We start from the raw sequence: 16,557 nt of genomic DNA, 5'->3' as shown, positions 1-16,557 counted from the left end.
ATCGTCCTATCACTCGCCCAATGAAGGCATCAGAAACCTGACACAATTTGAAATCTGCCGTAAAGGATTTTTTTGAGATCAATTCGGACTGTTTCGGCAAACTGCCGTAAACAAAGCGTGCGGGGTCGAAAGAATGTTTTAGTTGCGGAGCTTTTGCCTAATTGTCTGACGATTTTCTATTTAAATATTAAATATCGGTAAGTTGTTTTTTGTTAGGCGCGTCTCACTTTGCTGCACTTTATTAGTGCAATGCCAGTGTATTGATATCACCCATTTAAAAACGCTGAAAGACATTGTGGGAGCGAGCCTGCTCGCGAAAGCGGTCGGTCATTCAACATCAATGTTGTTTGACCCGGCGCCTTCGCGAGCAGGCTCGCTCCCACAGGGATTCAGGCATGCCTGAGTGATCAGCTACCGGTGCGGATCTTGTTCCACACCCGCGTGCGGATCCGGTCAATGTTGAGCGGCATCGCCTCCAGCGCAAACAGCTTGCCCATCATCTCCGGGCTCGGATACACCTTGGTGTCGTTCTTGATCGCCGGGTCGATCAGGCTGTCCGCTTGCTCGTTACCGTTGGCGTAGTGCACATAGTTACTGATGCCAGCCATCACGTCCGGGCGCAGCAGATAGTTCATGAACGCGTACCCGGCCTTCTCGTCCGGCGCATCGGCGGGCATGGCGACCATGTCGAACCAGATCGCTGCGCCTTCCTTGGGAATCGCGTAACCGATGTCGACGCCGTTTTTCGCTTCCTTGGCGCGGTTTTCGGCTTGCAGGATGTCGCCGGAGAAGCCGACGGCTACGCAGATGTCGCCGTTGGCCAGGTCGCTGGTGTACTTCGAGGAGTGGAAGTAGCTTACGTACGGCCGCACTTTCATCAGCAGTGCTTCGGCTTTTTTATAATCCTCGGGATTCTTGCTGTGGTGCGGCAAGCCGAGGTAATTGAGCGCCGCCGGGAGCAATTCCGGGCCGTTGTCGAGGATCGCCACGCCGCACTTCTGCAGCTTTTCCATGTACTCGGGCTTGAAGATCAGGTCCCAGGAATCCACCGGCGCGTTGTCGCCCAGCACCGCTTTGACCTTGGCGATGTTGTAGCCGATGCCGGTGCTGCCCCACAGGTACGGGAAGCCGTGTTCATTGTTCGGGTCGTTGGTCTGCAGCGCTTTGAGCAGCACCGGATTGAGGTTTTTCCAGTTCGGCAACTGGCTCTTGTCGAGCTTCTTCAGTGCCCCGCCCTGAATCTGTCGGGCCATGAAGTGGTTGGACGGGAACACCACGTCGTAACCGGATTTGCCGGTCATCAACTTGCCGTCGAGGGTTTCGTTGCTGTCGTAGACGTCATAGGTGACTCCGACGCCGGTTTCTTTCTCGAAGTTCTTGGTGGTGTCCGGTGCGATGTAGTCGGACCAGTTGTAAACCTTGACCGTTTCCGCTGCCTGAGCAAGGGAAACGGCGAGCATCAGCGGTGCCAGAGCGAGGGTCTTGCGGATCATGGATCGATTCCTGTGTGGGTTTTCTTTTTTGTTGGCAGGCAATCAAAGGATCAAACAATCAGAAAATCAGCACGTAGCTCTTGCGCACGGTTTCCTGGATATCCCAGACACCGAGCGTGTTGGCCGGCAACATCAGTGCGTCGCCACCTTGTATGTGCAGGGTTTCGCCACCCCCGTCAGGGGTGAACGTGCAACGCCCGGAAATGAAATGGCAGAACTCCTGCGCGGTGATCTGCCGACGCCAGCGCCCGGGCGTGCATTCCCAGACGCCGGTTTCAACGCCGTCATCGCGCTCGACGCTGGTGGTCGAAGCGATCGCCACCGGTTCACCGAGGGGTACGGCGACCGGGTTGGACTCATCCAGTTGCAGGGTTGCAGTGTTTTTAAACTGGGTAATGCTCATGGTCTGACCTGTCTTTTGGGCTTTCTTAAAATCAATCGGCGTTTAGTGCATGAAACCTTCCATGAAACCCGCAACCTGGCTGGCGAGTTTGCGCCGCCAAGGCGCGGTCGCCGGATTGGCCAGGGTCTGGTCTTCATGGACGAAGCTTTTGATGATCGCGTTGTAGCCGAGCCAGCGACATGGCTCCGGCTCCCAGGCGCGCAGCGCATGAATCCCGCCGTCCGGCAGCACCCACGGCTGCTGAGTCAATTCGCTGTCGCGCTCAAGAATCAGGTCCGCGAGGGTGCGACCGCCCAGGTTGCTCGCGCCGACGCCCTCCCCGCCATAGCCGCCGGACAGCGCGATGCCGTTGGCGCGATCGCAGAGCATGTGCGGTTTGAAATGCCGTGACATGCCGAGGTTGCCGCCCCAGGCGTGAGTGATCTGTACGTTTTTCAGTTGCGGGAACAGTTCACCGAACAGATAGCGGCGCAGTTCGACTTCATCGCGGGTCAGGTCGAAGTTGTGGCGCAGCTTGCCGGCAAATTGATAACCGCCACGGGCACCGAAGATCAGGCGGTTATCCGCGCTGCGCTGGCCGTAAGTGACCTGGCGGCTGAATTCGCTGAAGGCTTGTCCACGGTTGAGGCCGATCTCGTCCCAGGTCGCGGCGGACAATGGCTCGGTAGCCACAATCAGGCTCTGCACCGGCAACTGATAGCGGCCCAGTGGCGGCAACGTCACCGAATAGCCCTCGACTGCCGGCACAATCCAGCGACTGCGCACACTGGCCTTGGCCGTGCGCAGGCTGCCCGATTGCCAATGGGTGACCGGGCTGTTTTCGTAAATCTTCACGCCCATGTTTTGCACGGTCCGCGCGAGGCCGCGCACCAGTTTTGCCGGGTGGATGGTCGCCACATGAGGTGCGTAAATGCCGCCATAAGGCTTGGCGACGCGGATCTGCTGCGCGAGCTGTTCGGGGCTGAGCCAGCGGTAATCGTCGTCGGTCAGGCCTTGGGCGTGCAACTTGGCCAGATATTCACGCAAGGCGGCTTCCTGCTCCGGGTAACGTGCCGCGCAATACAGCACGCCGCCCTTGCGGTAATCGCAGTCGATGCCTTCACGCTCGAGAACGATTTCCACTTCATCAGGAATGCTGTGCAGCAGATCGAATGACGCGCGGCGCTGCTGCGGCGACAACCCGGCGAGCAGACGATCTTCGCCGAGCATGTTGCCCATCAGCCAGCCGCCATTGCGGCCAGAGGCGCCGAAACCGGCGGTTTGTGCCTCGATGATGGCAATATCCAGACCGGGGGCGAGTTTTTTCAGGTAATACGCGGTCCACAGCCCGGTGTAACCGGCGCCAATGATCGCCACGTCGACGTCCAGGTCTCGCTGCAACTCAGGCCGCGCGGTCAGCGGCTCGTCGAGTTGGTCCATCCACAAACTGATAGTGCGCCACGCTGGCATGCAAGACTCCGCCACTGAAATTCTTCGATGGCGTCGATCCTAGTGCGCAGGCTCAGGAGAAGTCTTGCGCGCGTGTCCGCAAAGAAATTTGTTTAACGTAAGCCTTGGGTGACTGGCCGGTGTGCTGGCGGAAGCAACTGTAGAACGCCGACAACGAATTGAACCCGGCAGCGAAGGCCAGCTCATCAATGCGCACTGGCGGCACGGCATTTTCCAGCGCGCGCAGCAAATGTTGCAGGCGCGCCTGATTGACGTAGCGATAGAAGCTCTGCCCCAGCACCTGGTTCAGCAGGTAGGAAATCTGATTGCGGCTGTAGCCGCACTCCTTGGCCACGCGTTGCAGGTCGAGTTCGGGATCGAGATACGGCTGCTGCCGCTCGAAGTATTGCTGCAGATCGTCAGCCATGAAGCTCAACTGGCGCGGCGACAGGCCCAGACGACTGACCGCCGGGCGCTGGCTCGGCGTTTTACTGCCCTCGTTGTGCGTGCGCACCAGTGAGGCGTACTCGTTGACGCGCCAGATCAGCCCGTCCCTGACCGTGATCGCTTCACTGGAGCGGAACGACACCAGTCCTTCACCACCGCGCAAGGTCACTTCGTATTGAATGAACGCGGTATTGCCGTCGATCCGAATCCGGTCGCAATGCTCAAGCAACTCGTCGGATTCTCGCGGCATGCTCACGCGTACGTACTCGCGTAATTCGTCGAGGCCGAGCACGCGGTTCTGGAAAAAATCGTTGTACTGGATGTCCGGGTGATACAGCGCCATGACGCTGTCCAGATCGCGGTGTTTCCAGCTCAAGTGATAGCGCATGACCGTGGCAGCCGTGGCCGGAGTCTGTTCGGGGCCGTCGTCGTCGGCGTGCATAAGGGGCTCGGCGAAAAAGAATCGAGCTTGCCCAAGTTCGGCACTGGCTTCAATGACTAATCCGTAGTGGCATTCTGGCGACGATTGCGTAGGCCGTGACTTACATCAAAAAATGCGAAGCAATCGCAAAAAGAACTGAAAAATCTCACAGGAATTTCACACCGGGATGCTACTTTTAATGTCAGTCACCGGTTGAGCCAATGAAGGCTCTTCCCACCTAACATGAGCAAACGGAAGCGCTCGATGAAGAAGGCGGGCAACACATGAATAAAGGGTCAAGCAAAGTCACGTTCCCCAATGCATGCCAGCTGATGCGCTGGCATTTTCATCCCATGGGTTTCGAGGCAACGATGGACGCGCCGGGCAGCATGATTGCCCGTCTGTTTGATCGCGCCAGTGGCGAAACCATGATCGCGATTGCCGGCATCCCGTGCGCGACGGTGATGAATGCCGCCGATGTCGAGCGAATTATCGAGGCTGTGGAGGACGAGCTGGAAGCTTTCGTACCTCCGGAGTCTTTCAGGAGTTACGCATAACCTGTTGATTGAAAACAAAAAGCCCGCATTGATGCGGGCTTTTTTGTGCTCAGGCAGTTTGTTTTCCCACACGGTGATCAACGAAAAACGGCTTGCCCTTGGTGACCCGTTCGGACGCGCGCGGCATGTTCACCGCTTGCGCGTCTTGCGGCTCGACATACCAGTAGCAATGGCTGACCGCCCGGGTGATGCCGACGTAGGCCAGGCGCAGTATTTCGTCCTTTTGTGCACTGTCGTAGGGTTCGCTGTCGCCGCTTTTGCCCAGTCCGGCCATGCGATAGACCTGATTTTTGTACGGCGAACTGGTCAGGTGCTGGCAATCGCCGAGCAGAAACACCGCGTCAGCCTGCAAGCCTTTGGCGCTGTGATAGGTCAGTTGTTTTAGCCGTCGCGCTTCGTACGGCAAGCTCGAATCAACATTAACTACTGACTGAATATGCTCTTCAATCAATGACTTATCGCTGCTTTTTCGATAGAGCATCAAGATCGAATGGCCCTGTCGATAGTGCTCGGCCAGTCGCTGCCCCAGCGCTTGATCATCGCGCTCCAGCACGTTGACCGGTTGCAGCGGCTTGACTGCGCCACTGGCTTTGGCTTTCTTGCCAGCAATCGCCGGCGCCGCGCGAACGATATGCTCTGCGGCGTCGATGATGTGCTGATGGCTGCGATAGTTGTCGCTAAGCATCACCCGCGTGGTGCTGGGTGACGGGAATTCCTTGTTGAACTCCATGAAGTAACTCGGCGAACTGCCGCGCCAGCCGTAAATCGACTGCCAGTCATCGCCCACGCACAGCAACGAGGAGCGCTGCGCGCCGCGACCGACATGCATGGCCGGGCCCCGACTGCGGATTTCCGTAAGGCTGGCCCGAATCCACGAGACGATCTGCGGCGATACGTCCTGAAATTCATCGATCATCAGGTGCGCCATCGGCCGCAGCAGCGCATCGCCGAGCAGTTTGAGGTTTTCCGGCGAATGTTCGCTGAACAGCGCGAACATGCGGTTGTAAGTCATGACCGGCGGTTTCTGGTCGAGCAAGTGATCCTCGAATGCGCGCCAGAACAGGCTCAGCGCCTCGAAGAAAAACCGGTCCGGGTCGTCCTTGGCGAAACTCATGCGACCGACCGCGTCCGGCACATCCAGGCCAAGGTTCTCGATGAACCCGGCGGCGGCGACAAAACAATCCAGCAACGGCGCGGAGGCCAGTTCGCCCTTGACCTTGTAGTCGAAACCCGGACCGGCACTCGCGTCGCCTGCCAAAGTGGCCAGCACTCTCTTTGATGACTCGTAACTATCTAGCCATATCAACGGCTTACGGCAGAAAGCTTGAAACAGGGTGCGCTTTACTGCCCACTCTGCGCGCACGCTCAGCTTGGCGTTTGGGCGGCACACTTGCGGGTTTTCTCGCGGATCGAATCCGAGCACAACCCAGGCATCCAGACTCGGCACGTAGCCATGGCACTGAAAGGTCGAGCCGTTGATGTCGAAGGTCTGGCGGTTCGGCTCGATGCCTTTGATCGGCCAGGCGCCGGCGCGAAACCACAGATCTTCAATGGCGTCGCACAGCTCTTCATCGCGCCGAGACGCCAGTTCGGTCACCGCCATGCGCTTCTGCACATCGGGGTGATCGCGCTCCAATTCCTTGAGCTGCAATCCGGCGCGGGACAACGGCTGAATCAATTGGCGAAAACGTTCGTCCTCGTTGAACAGACGGTAATAGCAGGCATTGAGTTGCTGACGCTGGGCGTCGTTGATTCGCAAGTCAAACGGATTGCTGTCGACCTCTTCGTCTGCGCCCTGTGGCCGGTTGCTCAGGTTCTCGAAAGCCTGCAAACGCTCGAAGCCCGGCAAACTGCGAACCATCGGCAGAATGCGCGAATGGAAGGTGCGCACCAGTTCCCGCGCCTGTTTCAAGCTCAGGGCCTGGCCCCAGAGCGTGAACAGCTCGATCAGTTTATTGATGAAATCCTTGCGCGACTCGCGGGTGAAGGTCACCACGGTCATCGAGTCGAGTTCAAAACCCAGGTAGTGCGTGAGCAGCAGGATACGCAGCACCAACGTCGTCGACTTGCCGGCGCCCGCGCCAGCGACCACGGAGGTTGACGGCGTGTCGCTGAAAATCATCTTCCATTGTGCGACGCTTGGCTGGGCGTGCTCGGGCAGCAAGCGCGCAACGTCGGCCTTCATGCGCTTCTTCAAGTCGGCGGTCAGCGGCAGGCGCCAGTCATCGAACAGATGGTTGTCGACGCTCGGCGGACGATGCTCAGTGTTGCGGCTGTCACGGATCAGCAGCACCTGCCGTCCTTCCTCCAACCCCTCAAGCTTGCCCTCTTTAAAGCCGTACTCGACGCCAGCGGTGTGACCGCTGCGAAAACCATCCGCCTGCCCGTGCAGCCAGGACGCCCGATGTTGTGCGCGCAGACGCGTCAAACCATGGCCAAAGAAACGCGCAGCCAAGCGCTTGAACCAAGGCATCTCGGCCAAAGGACGAAGTTCGGGAGGAAGATCGGGGGTGTGTTGCGCCACGCTGACGGACTCCAGGGCTGAGGCTGTTGGGGGCTATGGTGGCTTTATTTGCGCGTGAGTTCTAGCGAAATGCTTACAGCTCATTGGCTTAGGCGATGAACTGAAGGTGCGATGAGACGATTTCGAGCCTTTGATTTATCAGCTAATTCGATACTCATGCCGCACTTTTTACGCTTTTTATCGATGTTTACCTGATAGATGATCGCCGTCATACACCACCGGATTCGCAATGGGTGCTGACCGTGCGCCCCCTGACGAACCTTTTGAGGAGACGATCATGCTTGAACTCAGACCTTTCAGCTCACTGGGCGGCGCCCATCACGGCTGGCTGGATGCCCATCACCACTTTTCGTTCGCCGAATACTACGACCCGCAACGCATGAGTTGGGGCAACCTGCGGGTATGGAATGACGACGTGATCGCGGCGGGCACCGGTTTCCCGCAACACCCGCACCGCGACATGGAAATCATCACCTACGTACGTGAAGGCGCAATCACCCACCAGGACAACCTCGGTAACAAGGGCCGCACCGAGGCTGGCGACGTGCAAGTGATGAGCGCAGGCACCGGCATTGCGCACAGCGAATACAACCTGGAAGCGCAGGACACCAAGATCTTCCAGATCTGGATTTTGCCCACCGAAACCGGCGCGCCACCGTCCTGGGGAGCGAAACCATTCCCGAAAGGTCAGCGCGAAGGCTTTGTGACACTGGCCAGCGGCAAGGACGGCGACGACCAGAGCCTGCGTATTCGTGCCGATGCGCGCCTGGTTGCAGCCAACATCAAGGCCGGGGAAACCGCGGAATATCTGTTGGATGAGGGTCGCCGGGCTTATCTGGTCCCTGCCACGGGTTTGATTGAAGTCAACGGCTTGCGTGCACAAGCTCGGGACGGCGTGGCGGTGGCGCATGAACGGGTGCTGACCGTCACGGCGCTTGAAGACAGCGAAATTGTGCTGGTGGATTTGGCATAAATCGCGGACGAAAAAAAGGGCGACTTTAAAAGTCGCCCTTTTTATGTACTGCTTCAGATCATTGGCTGGAAATGGCGCCGTCCACCAACGTCTGCGCTTCAACCACCAGTTGCTTGAGATGGTCGTCGCTGATGAAACTTTCAGCGTAGATCTTGTAGATGTCTTCAGTGCCCGACGGACGCGCGGCGAACCAGCCGTTTTCGGTCATGACTTTCAGACCGCCAATCGCCTGATCGTTGCCCGGCGCGTGACTGAGGATGCTCTGGATCTTCTCGCCCGCCAGTTCAGTCGAGGTGACCTGCGCCGGCGACAGCTTGCTCAGCAGCGCTTTCTGCTCCGGATTGGCCTTGGCGTCGACGCGTACCGAGAATGGCTCACCCAGCTCATCGGTCAATGCCTTGTAAGCCTGGCTTGGATCGCGACCGGTGCGCGCGGTCATTTCCGCAGCGAGCAACGCCGGGATCAGACCGTCCTTGTCGGTGCTCCACACGCCGCCGTCCTTGCGCAGGAACGATGCACCGGCACTCTCCTCCCCGCCAAAACCCAACGAACCGTCGAACAAACCTTCGGCGAACCATTTGAAACCGACCGGCACTTCGTACAGGCGACGGCCCAAACGCTTGGCCACCCGATCAATCAAGCCGCTGCTGACCACGGTCTTACCAACGGCGGCATCAGCGCGCCACTGCGCACGGTTCTGAAACAGGTAATCGATGGACACCGCGAGATAGTTGTTTGGCGCCAGCAAGCCACCGGACGGCGTCACGATACCGTGGCGGTCATGATCCGGGTCACAGGCGAACGCGACGTCGAAACGTTCTTTGAGGCCGATCAAACCTTGCATGGCGTGACTGGACGAGGGGTCCATGCGGATCTGACCGTCCCAGTCGACGGTCATGAAGCGAAAAGTCGCGTCGACTTGCTTGTTGACCACGTCGAGATCAAGACGGTAATGCTCAGCGATGGCCGACCAGTAACGCACCCCTGCACCACCCAGTGGATCGACACCCAGATGCAGCTTGGCATCACGAATGGCGTCGAAATCGATCACATTGATCAGGTCGGCGACGTAGGTATTGACGTAATCGTGACGATGGGTCGTGCTGGCCTTCAGCGCTTGCTCGTAGCTGATGCGCTTCACGCCCGCCAGTTTGTTGGCCAGCAGTTCGTTGGCCTTGGCTTCGATCCACTTGGTGATGTGGGTGTCGGCGGGGCCGCCATTGGTCGGGTTGTATTTGTAGCCGCCGCTTTGTGGCGGGTTGTGCGAAGGCGTGATGACCACGCCGTCAGCCAGCCCCGAGGTGCGACCACGGTTGTAGCAGAGAATCGCATGGGAAATCGCCGGTGTTGGCGTGTACTCATCGCCTTCGGCAATCATGACCGTCACACCGTTCGCCGCCAGCACTTCCAGCGCGCTCGCCCCGGCGGGAGTCGACAGTGCGTGAGTGTCGATGCCAACGAACAACGGCCCGGTGATGCCTTGTGCTTCGCGGTACAGGCAGATTGCCTGGCTAATGGCCAGAACGTGCCATTCGTTGAAACTCAAATCGAAGGAGCTGCCCCGGTGCCCGGAGGTACCGAATGCCACACGCTGTGTGGAAATCGAGGCGTCCGGCTGGCCCGTGTAATAAGCCGTTACCAGTCGCGGGATGTCGACCAACAATTCTGCCGGTGCCGGTTTGCCCGCAAAAGGACTGAGAGTCATGCAAAACCTCTGAAATAGAGTGGTTCGAGAATACAGCGCAGTTTACTGGCAGTTTGACCGCAGTGCGATGAGATGTATCCGGCCATCTCCCGATGTTTTTTAACGTTAATCTTCAGGTGCCAGACGCAAGGCGTCACCCAACAGCCCGACGACGCTGGCCAGATCGTGATCGCCATGTTCCAGCGGGCTCAAACGCAGATGGTGCGCATGCAGGCCCTGCAGGCTGAACAACTCGCCCGGCGCGATAATGATTTGCTGCCTGAGCAGGCGCTGGAACACATTGCCCATGTCTACCGGTCGCAGCGAACGCACCCAAACCGTTGCCCCGCCCTGCGGCTCGACAATCTGCAACGCATCGCCACGCTCGCGCAACAATTGAATCAATTGCGTACGGCGCTCCTTGAGCATCCGCCGCAGAATCGTCAAATGCTGATCCAGCCGACCGCCGCCCAGCAACCTGGCAACCGCCTTCTGGCGGATCGGCGACAAACGAAACGCGCGCAACAGGAAATGGCGCTGCAGTTCGCTACGCCAATGGCGCGACAGGACAAACCCGAAAGGCGCTTCGGCGCCGATGAATTTCTCGAACGTGGAAAACACCAGCAAACGATCAGGGTCCAGCCAATCGCGTAGACGTTGCGAGTCGCCACTCTCATCGAGTTCGCTGTAACAGTCGTTTTCCAGCACCCAGACACCGTGACAGCCGAGCAGATGCGCAATGGCCTGTCGAGTGGCGGGAGGCATCAGGCTGCCTCGGGGCATGCTTAGCACGGCGGACAAAAGCACCAACCGTACCGGCTCCTTTTTGAGCAGTGACTCCAGCTGTTGCAGGTCGATCACGCCTTCGGTCAGCATCGGTAACTCGATAACGCGCACGCCGGCCGCTTCCAGCAGGCGCAGAATCACCCAGTCACACGGTGATTCGACCACCACGGTGGTTCGGCGCAACTCAAGCACCGAAATCAGTATTTCCAGCACTCCGCGCAAGTCGGCGCCGATGTAGACGTCGTCTGCCTGCCAGCTATTCACCGTCGACGAGGTGTAGCGCGCCGCCAGTACGGTGCGCAGTTCCAGGTCACCGCACGGCTGCACCAACCATTGGGACTGGCGTGGATACTGGCGCAACAATTCGCGCTCAAGCATCAGTAATGGACTGTCCAGCGGTTGCAGCGAAGCCGGATCGTCGGCGCTCAACACGCACATACCCGGACGTCTGGCATTGATGTAAACAGTTTCAAGTAAATCACTGCCGTCGCCGAGCAAGTCCACAGTCGGCAGCGCTTGTGCGTAATACCCGGACTTGGCTATCGAATAGACCCGCCCTTCCTTCTCCAGCAGCGAGTAGGCGTACTGCACCGTCGAGATCGACACATTCAAGCGCTCTGCCAGCTGGCGCAATGAGGGCAAGCGCACTGCCGAGTTTCTGCCCACTTCACCGATCAGTTGTGTCAGATACCGATAAACCGCCTGATAAACGAAGTCGGTTTCTCGCGTCGCTTTCACGAGCCCGCCTCCACGGACATCGATTCATATCCTCGACAATCGCTCACGATCAGCCTTCCGCCGACCGATCGACGTCAGGCGCTACAGCCGCTACACGCAGATCGTCTTCTAACGAAGGCGTTTCGCAGACGGCGGGCATTGGCCCCATGGCGTAGAGACGCACAATGAAGCTGACCGGCAACCCACTGACTTCGGTCATCCATTTCAGCACCTGCTCCGGCGCATGCTGGCCCTGCATTGCCCGGTGCAGATCCGGCAATGCCACCAACATGCCCGGATGGCAATGACGCAAAAATTGTTCGAGACCGGCACCGTGATCAATGAAAGGTGCAAACAAAAGGCAGGTCAGCTGCACTTCGTTCAGGTCGAAATTGGCCAATAGCCATGCTTGCGACTGTGCACGCAAAAGGTCGGGATCGTGCAGATCACCAAAACCGGCGAGCAGTTGCTCGCACACCGGCTCGGGCACCTGCTTGCGACGCATCTCCAGCAAGGTGTTCTGCAGATGCTCGCTGATGCCGGCCTCGTAGGTTCGGCCTTCAATGATTTGCGCCTGCAGACCGCGCAAATGCGCGGCGACCAAGGGGTCTGCGTACTCGTCATCACCTTGATACAGCGTCAAATCATCGACCTGGAAGCCAAGGAACTCCGTGAGCAAGGGCCAGCGTTCTTCAAGTTTACCGACGATCATGTCGTTGATATTGACGAAGCCGGTGCGCCGACAGGCCTCGTACTGACCCTCGGGGCGCCAGGTAATCTGTTCTTCGTCGGCGTAGAACTCACGGTAGAAATCTCCGCCCAGCCCGTCGAGTAACGGGAACAGCAGCTCAAAACCGGCGGTACTGGCCAGCGGCCCGGCAATTGCCGCTTTTTGCAGCGCGCGACTCAAGCCGCTCATGAAGTGCTGCTGCCGGCGCGGCGATTCAGCACCGATCATTGCGTCGACGCCATTGTTCCAACGGGCAATCTGGCCGTAATACTCGGCGGTAGCCAGATACGCGTCATCCCACAACTCGAGTGTTTCACTGAAGGTTCGCCGATGTGCGATCAGCAGCAGATTTATCCGATTGGCTTCACGCCCGCCGTCACAGATCGGCGTCTGATAATCGAACGGCAACACCTCGCGATGATCGACCATCAGCAATTCGACCCGAGGATCGTCGTAGAGAAACAGCGCGGCGTAGCTGCGGTGCATGTTTTGCAACGCCATTGCGCTGTCACCGTTCCAGCGCAGGGTCGCCACGCGCAGCTGGAAGGTCGCCGGGGCCCGGACGGCGAGGCTCAATTGCGCGGCCCGCAGCAACGCCAGTGTGTAGCAGCTGTCGCGAGAGCCGGACTGGTTTACCAGTACTTTGAAGTGACCAATGTTATCCATGCCGCCAGCGGCCACGACCAGTCGCTGAATCAGCAACTGCAATGCCGTGCGCTCTGCGCGAGAGAAGAAACTCAGCAAACGTTGCAAGACTTGCTGGTAGACATAGTTCATTGCCTGATCATGGATCGTGCTCATCGGTATTTACCCGGTATAAAAAGATTCCTGCCGCAGCAGTTCAAACGCCTGCTTCGCGACAATTCATCAATAAGTAATAGACGCTCAGATGCTAACACTTACAAATTTGTAGTTATTTGAAACACTTGAGCATCAGAAATCCGCAAGTCGCCCGCAAAACAACTTTAACTTACTGTTTTTCAACGAGTTATTTTAACGTTAAATATTCCTAGGAAACTTCCCACAGCATCCCACGGAAAATGAGTACAAGAAAAAGAGATGTGGTTTCCGAATAGCCCTACAGCAATTAAACAAAAATTGGCACGACCAGAAGAGCTAGCCGAATGATATTGCTCGGGGCAAATTGAATGCACAGCCATGACTCATTCCTTGAGATGAAAGTAATCATTCAATTATCAGGGCTTAAAGTGTGATTAGAAGATACAGATCGAGGGCAAAAACCAGTTCAGTTGCTGAACGACCGCGGATGCAGCACCCGCGCAGATCTGTTTTTCAGAAGGAATAAACGCAGAAGAGTCCGTGGAGCCACGGACTCTGACGAGCAGACTTACGCAGGTTCGACTTGCAGCGCGACACGCTCGCGGCATGGGCATTCGTCCATGTAGCGGTGAGCCTCGACGAACTCGTTGAACGGGAATACACGTGTTTTCAGCGGCACCAACACGCGATCAGCGGTCAACTGGTTGATGTCTCGCAGAGCACGTTGCAGAGCGACGTGATCCTGCGTGATGCCCAGTTCCGGCTTGCCGGTGAAGTTGCCGATGCAGTGCACGAAGAACTGGATATTCTTCTGGAACGCTGCGCAGGCCGGAAACGGAGTCTGGTTGCCACCCTGCAGGCCGTACAACACCAGGCTGCCACGCGGCGCCAGCACATCACCCAACAGTGACATCTGTGGGCCGCCGAGGCCGTCGAAAACTACGTCGACACCGCGGTTGTCGGTGATCTTGTTGATTCGCATCAACAGATCTTCCTCTTCGGTGACAATCACCTTTTCTGCGCCAAGGGACAGCAGGTACTCGCGTTCCTCCGCCTCTTTGGTGGCGGCAATCACCCGTACACCCATGGCCTTGCCCAACTGGACAAACGAAGGGCCGGCGCAGTGACTGGCATCAGTCACCAGAGCGAACTGGCCCGGTTTGACCCGCGCCAGATCGGCGTAGGCAAAGTAGGCGATCAACAGCGGTGTGTAATGCACACTGGCTTCAATCGGGCTGAGCACATCCGGATAACGGGTCAGCGCGGTACGCGGCAGCACGATCGACTCGCCGTAGACCGGGTAGTCGTTCGCACTCTCGGCCGGAAAGCTGGCGACCTTGTCACCCACTGCCAGATCATCGACACCGTCGCCGACAGCTGTGATTACACCGGCCATCTCGTGACCAAGACCGGCAGGCAGTCGCGCCTGAGACGAGGCCAGATTCTGACGCCAGAGGGTGTCATACCAGCTGATGCCGATCGCCTCGACACGCACCTGCACTTCGCCAGGACCTGGCTGAGCGGCCGCATGCTCTTCGCATTTGAGCACCTCGGCCGGACCAAACTTGTGAAAACGGATCGTGCGGGACATCGCAAACCTCGTCAAAGTAACCTCTAATGCCATGAACTCTATCTGGGCTTTCGACCCAAGACTATCAGTGGCTATTAATAGTCGACATGCCTGTCATTGATTCCGCAGCAGGGGCGGCATTGGCAAAATCCATGAAAAACTGCTGCCACCGTCTCAGTAAAGCTGAATTTTCCGGTGCAGAGTACCAGCCTTTCCCCGTAAGATTCATGCCGGCCATTGTTCTCATATGGCCGCTCTCGTCAAGCTTGATGACTCTGCCAGGACTCCAGATGAATCGTAATGACCTGCGTCGTGTCGACCTGAACCTGTTGATCGTATTCGAAACATTGATGCACGAACGCAGTGTGACCCGGGCGGCAGAAAAGCTGTTCCTCGGCCAACCGGCGATCAGTGCGGCGCTCTCGCGCCTGCGCAGCCTGTTCGATGACCCCTTATTCGTACGCACCGGGCGCAGCATGGAACCGTCCGCCCGCGCGGTGGAAATCTTCGCCCTGCTCTCGCCCGCCCTCGATTCGATTTCGACGGCGGTCAGCCGTGCAGCCGAATTCGACCCGGCAACCAGCACTTCGGTCTTTCGGATCGGTTTGTCCGACGACGTCGAATTCGCCCTGCTGCCGATGCTGCTCAAACGCCTGCGCGCCGAATCGCCGGGCATCGTGCTGGTGATCCGTCGCGTCAACTACATATTGATGCCGGGCCTGTTGGCCTCCGGTGAGATATCCATTGGCGTCAGCTACACCACCGACCTGCCGGCCAACGCCAAGCGCAAGGTCCTGCGCCGCAGCGCGCCAAAACTGCTGCGCGCCGATACCGTGCCGGGGCCTTTGAGCCTGGACGACTACTGCGCGCGCCCGCATGCGCTGGTGTCGTTTGCCGGCGACCTCAGTGGCTTTATTGATGAAGAGCTGGAGAAACTGGGGCGCAAGCGGCATGTGGTATTGGCTGTGCCGCAGTTCAATGGTTTGAGTACGTTGTTGGCGGGTACTGACATTGTGGCGACCGTGCCGGATTACACGGCGGATGCGTTGACAGCGGCTGGTGGGGTTCGTGCGGAGGATCCGCCGTTGCCGACGCGTACGTTTGAGCTGCATATGGCTTGGCGGGGGTCGCAGGATAATGACCCGGGTGAGCGGTGGTTACGGTCGCGGATTCAGATGTTTTTTGGGGATCCGGATAGTCTCTGAATCAGCGCTGGCAGTTCTGAATATTATTGAACGCAAGCGTAGCTTGCGGCATTCTTCGCAACGAAATTTCCAGGGACGGTAAAATTTGATGCGTACTTCACGTATGCAAGCGCTTGTACCCCTCGCCTCTTCAAACACCACCGGTGTGACTGAAGGCGAACACTCGTATCCGTCCGGATGCACATGGGGTCAATGTCTCGCAGAACTGCCACCACACCTTCGCCATTCCCGATTCTACGACCGCTTAAGGCTGCCGATCCAACGGACAGCCTTGGCGCTCTACGCTACGGCTATCCATCACAGCTGCCCGATCTGACCTCTTGAAACGGAACTTCGCATGAGCGGAAAATCTGCTGCACGCCTCACGGACCCCACTAGCTGCCCTCTTCCGGGACATGGCACGAATCCCATTGCCAGTGGCTCGCCCAATGTGAACTTTGACGGGCTTGCTGCCGCCCGGATGACCGACAAATCCGCTTGTGGCAGTCCAATCACCGGCGGCGTCAGTTCGACAGTTTTCATCAATGGCTTGAACGCTGCGACCATAGACAGCACAGGCGGACACGGCAACGTCGTGGTGGGCGGCTCCGGAACAGTCATCATCGGTGACACATTCGTTTCGGCACCTTTCAGCGGTCTGCTACCGATGCCGGTGCACTTTAGCGACAGGATCAAACTGATTGACGAAAGCACCGGTGAACCGATGCCTAATCATGGCTACGCCATTCAACGCGCTAACGGCAGCTTCGAGTACGGAACCAGCGATTCGTTGGGCTTCACCCACGTCGTGAGTTCACACGTGGCAGAAACCTTCAAACTCTTCCTGGAAGATTGAAAAC

13 protein-coding genes are annotated in these 16,557 nt (G+C 58.0%); 4 read left to right on the top strand and 9 right to left on the bottom strand.

Annotated features, from left to right (window positions below):
* Positions 1-407: 407 nt before the first annotated feature.
* Genes A8O26_RS11065 through A8O26_RS11050 form a run of 4 tightly spaced genes read right to left on the bottom strand, consistent with a single transcriptional unit; the run spans position 408 to position 4,213 of the window.
* Positions 408-1,493 (bottom strand): polyamine ABC transporter substrate-binding protein, encoded by a 1,086-nt coding sequence (locus A8O26_RS11065; RefSeq protein ID WP_007914896.1) that lies wholly within the window; start codon positions 1,491-1,493, stop codon positions 408-410.
* 58 nt (positions 1,494-1,551) lie between these two features.
* A complete protein-coding gene (locus A8O26_RS11060; protein WP_034154173.1) occupies positions 1,552-1,896 on the bottom strand; it encodes a cupin domain-containing protein in 345 nt (114 codons plus the stop codon).
* Positions 1,897-1,938: 42 nt separating this feature from the next.
* A complete protein-coding gene (locus A8O26_RS11055) occupies positions 1,939-3,345 on the bottom strand; it encodes an NAD(P)/FAD-dependent oxidoreductase (RefSeq protein ID WP_064118019.1) in 1,407 nt (468 codons plus the stop codon).
* Positions 3,346-3,397: 52 nt separating this feature from the next.
* Complete coding sequence (locus tag A8O26_RS11050; RefSeq protein WP_064118018.1) at positions 3,398-4,213, bottom strand: helix-turn-helix domain-containing protein; 816 nt, start codon at positions 4,211-4,213, stop codon at positions 3,398-3,400.
* Positions 4,214-4,476: 263 nt separating this feature from the next.
* Here A8O26_RS11050 and A8O26_RS11045 point away from each other — a divergent pair, with 263 nt between their 5' ends.
* The gene (locus tag A8O26_RS11045; RefSeq protein ID WP_016983056.1) at positions 4,477-4,749 is read left to right on the top strand and encodes a DUF1652 domain-containing protein; all 273 of its coding nucleotides are present in this window, start codon (positions 4,477-4,479) and stop codon (positions 4,747-4,749) included.
* 49 nt (positions 4,750-4,798) lie between these two features.
* On the opposite strand, the gene A8O26_RS11040 is transcribed toward A8O26_RS11045, so the two are convergent.
* Positions 4,799-7,273 carry a UvrD-helicase domain-containing protein gene (locus tag A8O26_RS11040; protein ID WP_064118017.1) on the bottom strand — a complete coding sequence of 825 codons (2,475 nt, stop codon included), beginning with the start codon at positions 7,271-7,273 and terminating at the stop codon, positions 4,799-4,801.
* A gap of 277 nt (positions 7,274-7,550) precedes the next feature.
* Here A8O26_RS11040 and A8O26_RS11035 point away from each other — a divergent pair, with 277 nt between their 5' ends.
* A complete protein-coding gene (locus A8O26_RS11035; protein ID WP_064118016.1) occupies positions 7,551-8,246 on the top strand; it encodes a pirin family protein in 696 nt (231 codons plus the stop codon).
* A 58-nt stretch (positions 8,247-8,304) separates the two neighbouring features.
* On the opposite strand, the gene pgm is transcribed toward A8O26_RS11035, so the two are convergent.
* The 4 genes from pgm to A8O26_RS11015 form a co-directional block, all read right to left on the bottom strand.
* Complete coding sequence (gene pgm, locus A8O26_RS11030; RefSeq protein ID WP_064118015.1) at positions 8,305-9,951, bottom strand: phosphoglucomutase (alpha-D-glucose-1,6-bisphosphate-dependent); 1,647 nt, start codon at positions 9,949-9,951, stop codon at positions 8,305-8,307.
* 105 nt (positions 9,952-10,056) lie between these two features.
* On the bottom strand, positions 10,057-11,454 hold the full coding sequence (locus A8O26_RS11025) for a PLP-dependent aminotransferase family protein (protein WP_064118014.1): 1,398 nt from the start codon (positions 11,452-11,454) through the stop codon (positions 10,057-10,059).
* A 49-nt stretch (positions 11,455-11,503) separates the two neighbouring features.
* Positions 11,504-12,964: a hypothetical protein gene (locus A8O26_RS11020; protein WP_064118013.1), complete on the bottom strand. Its 1,461-nt coding sequence runs from the start codon at positions 12,962-12,964 to the stop codon at positions 11,504-11,506.
* Between the two features lie 547 nt (positions 12,965-13,511).
* Positions 13,512-14,534 carry a zinc-dependent alcohol dehydrogenase family protein gene (locus A8O26_RS11015; RefSeq protein WP_064118012.1) on the bottom strand — a complete coding sequence of 341 codons (1,023 nt, stop codon included), beginning with the start codon at positions 14,532-14,534 and terminating at the stop codon, positions 13,512-13,514.
* A gap of 269 nt (positions 14,535-14,803) precedes the next feature.
* On the opposite strand from A8O26_RS11015, the gene A8O26_RS11010 reads away from it, so the two are divergent.
* The gene (locus A8O26_RS11010) at positions 14,804-15,718 is read left to right on the top strand and encodes a LysR family transcriptional regulator (RefSeq protein ID WP_034154182.1); all 915 of its coding nucleotides are present in this window, start codon (positions 14,804-14,806) and stop codon (positions 15,716-15,718) included.
* Positions 15,719-16,055: 337 nt separating this feature from the next.
* Positions 16,056-16,553, top strand: a complete 498-nt coding sequence (locus A8O26_RS11005; RefSeq protein ID WP_064118011.1) for a PAAR domain-containing protein — start codon at positions 16,056-16,058, stop codon at positions 16,551-16,553.
* The last annotated feature ends 4 nt before the right edge of the window (positions 16,554-16,557 follow it).

The sequence above is a fragment of the Pseudomonas fluorescens genome (assembly GCF_001648775.1).
In the GTDB taxonomy this organism is placed as follows: domain Bacteria; phylum Pseudomonadota; class Gammaproteobacteria; order Pseudomonadales; family Pseudomonadaceae; genus Aquipseudomonas; species Aquipseudomonas fluorescens_M.
Note: the sequence above shows the minus strand (reverse complement) of the source record. Positions and strands in the feature narration are given on the sequence as shown.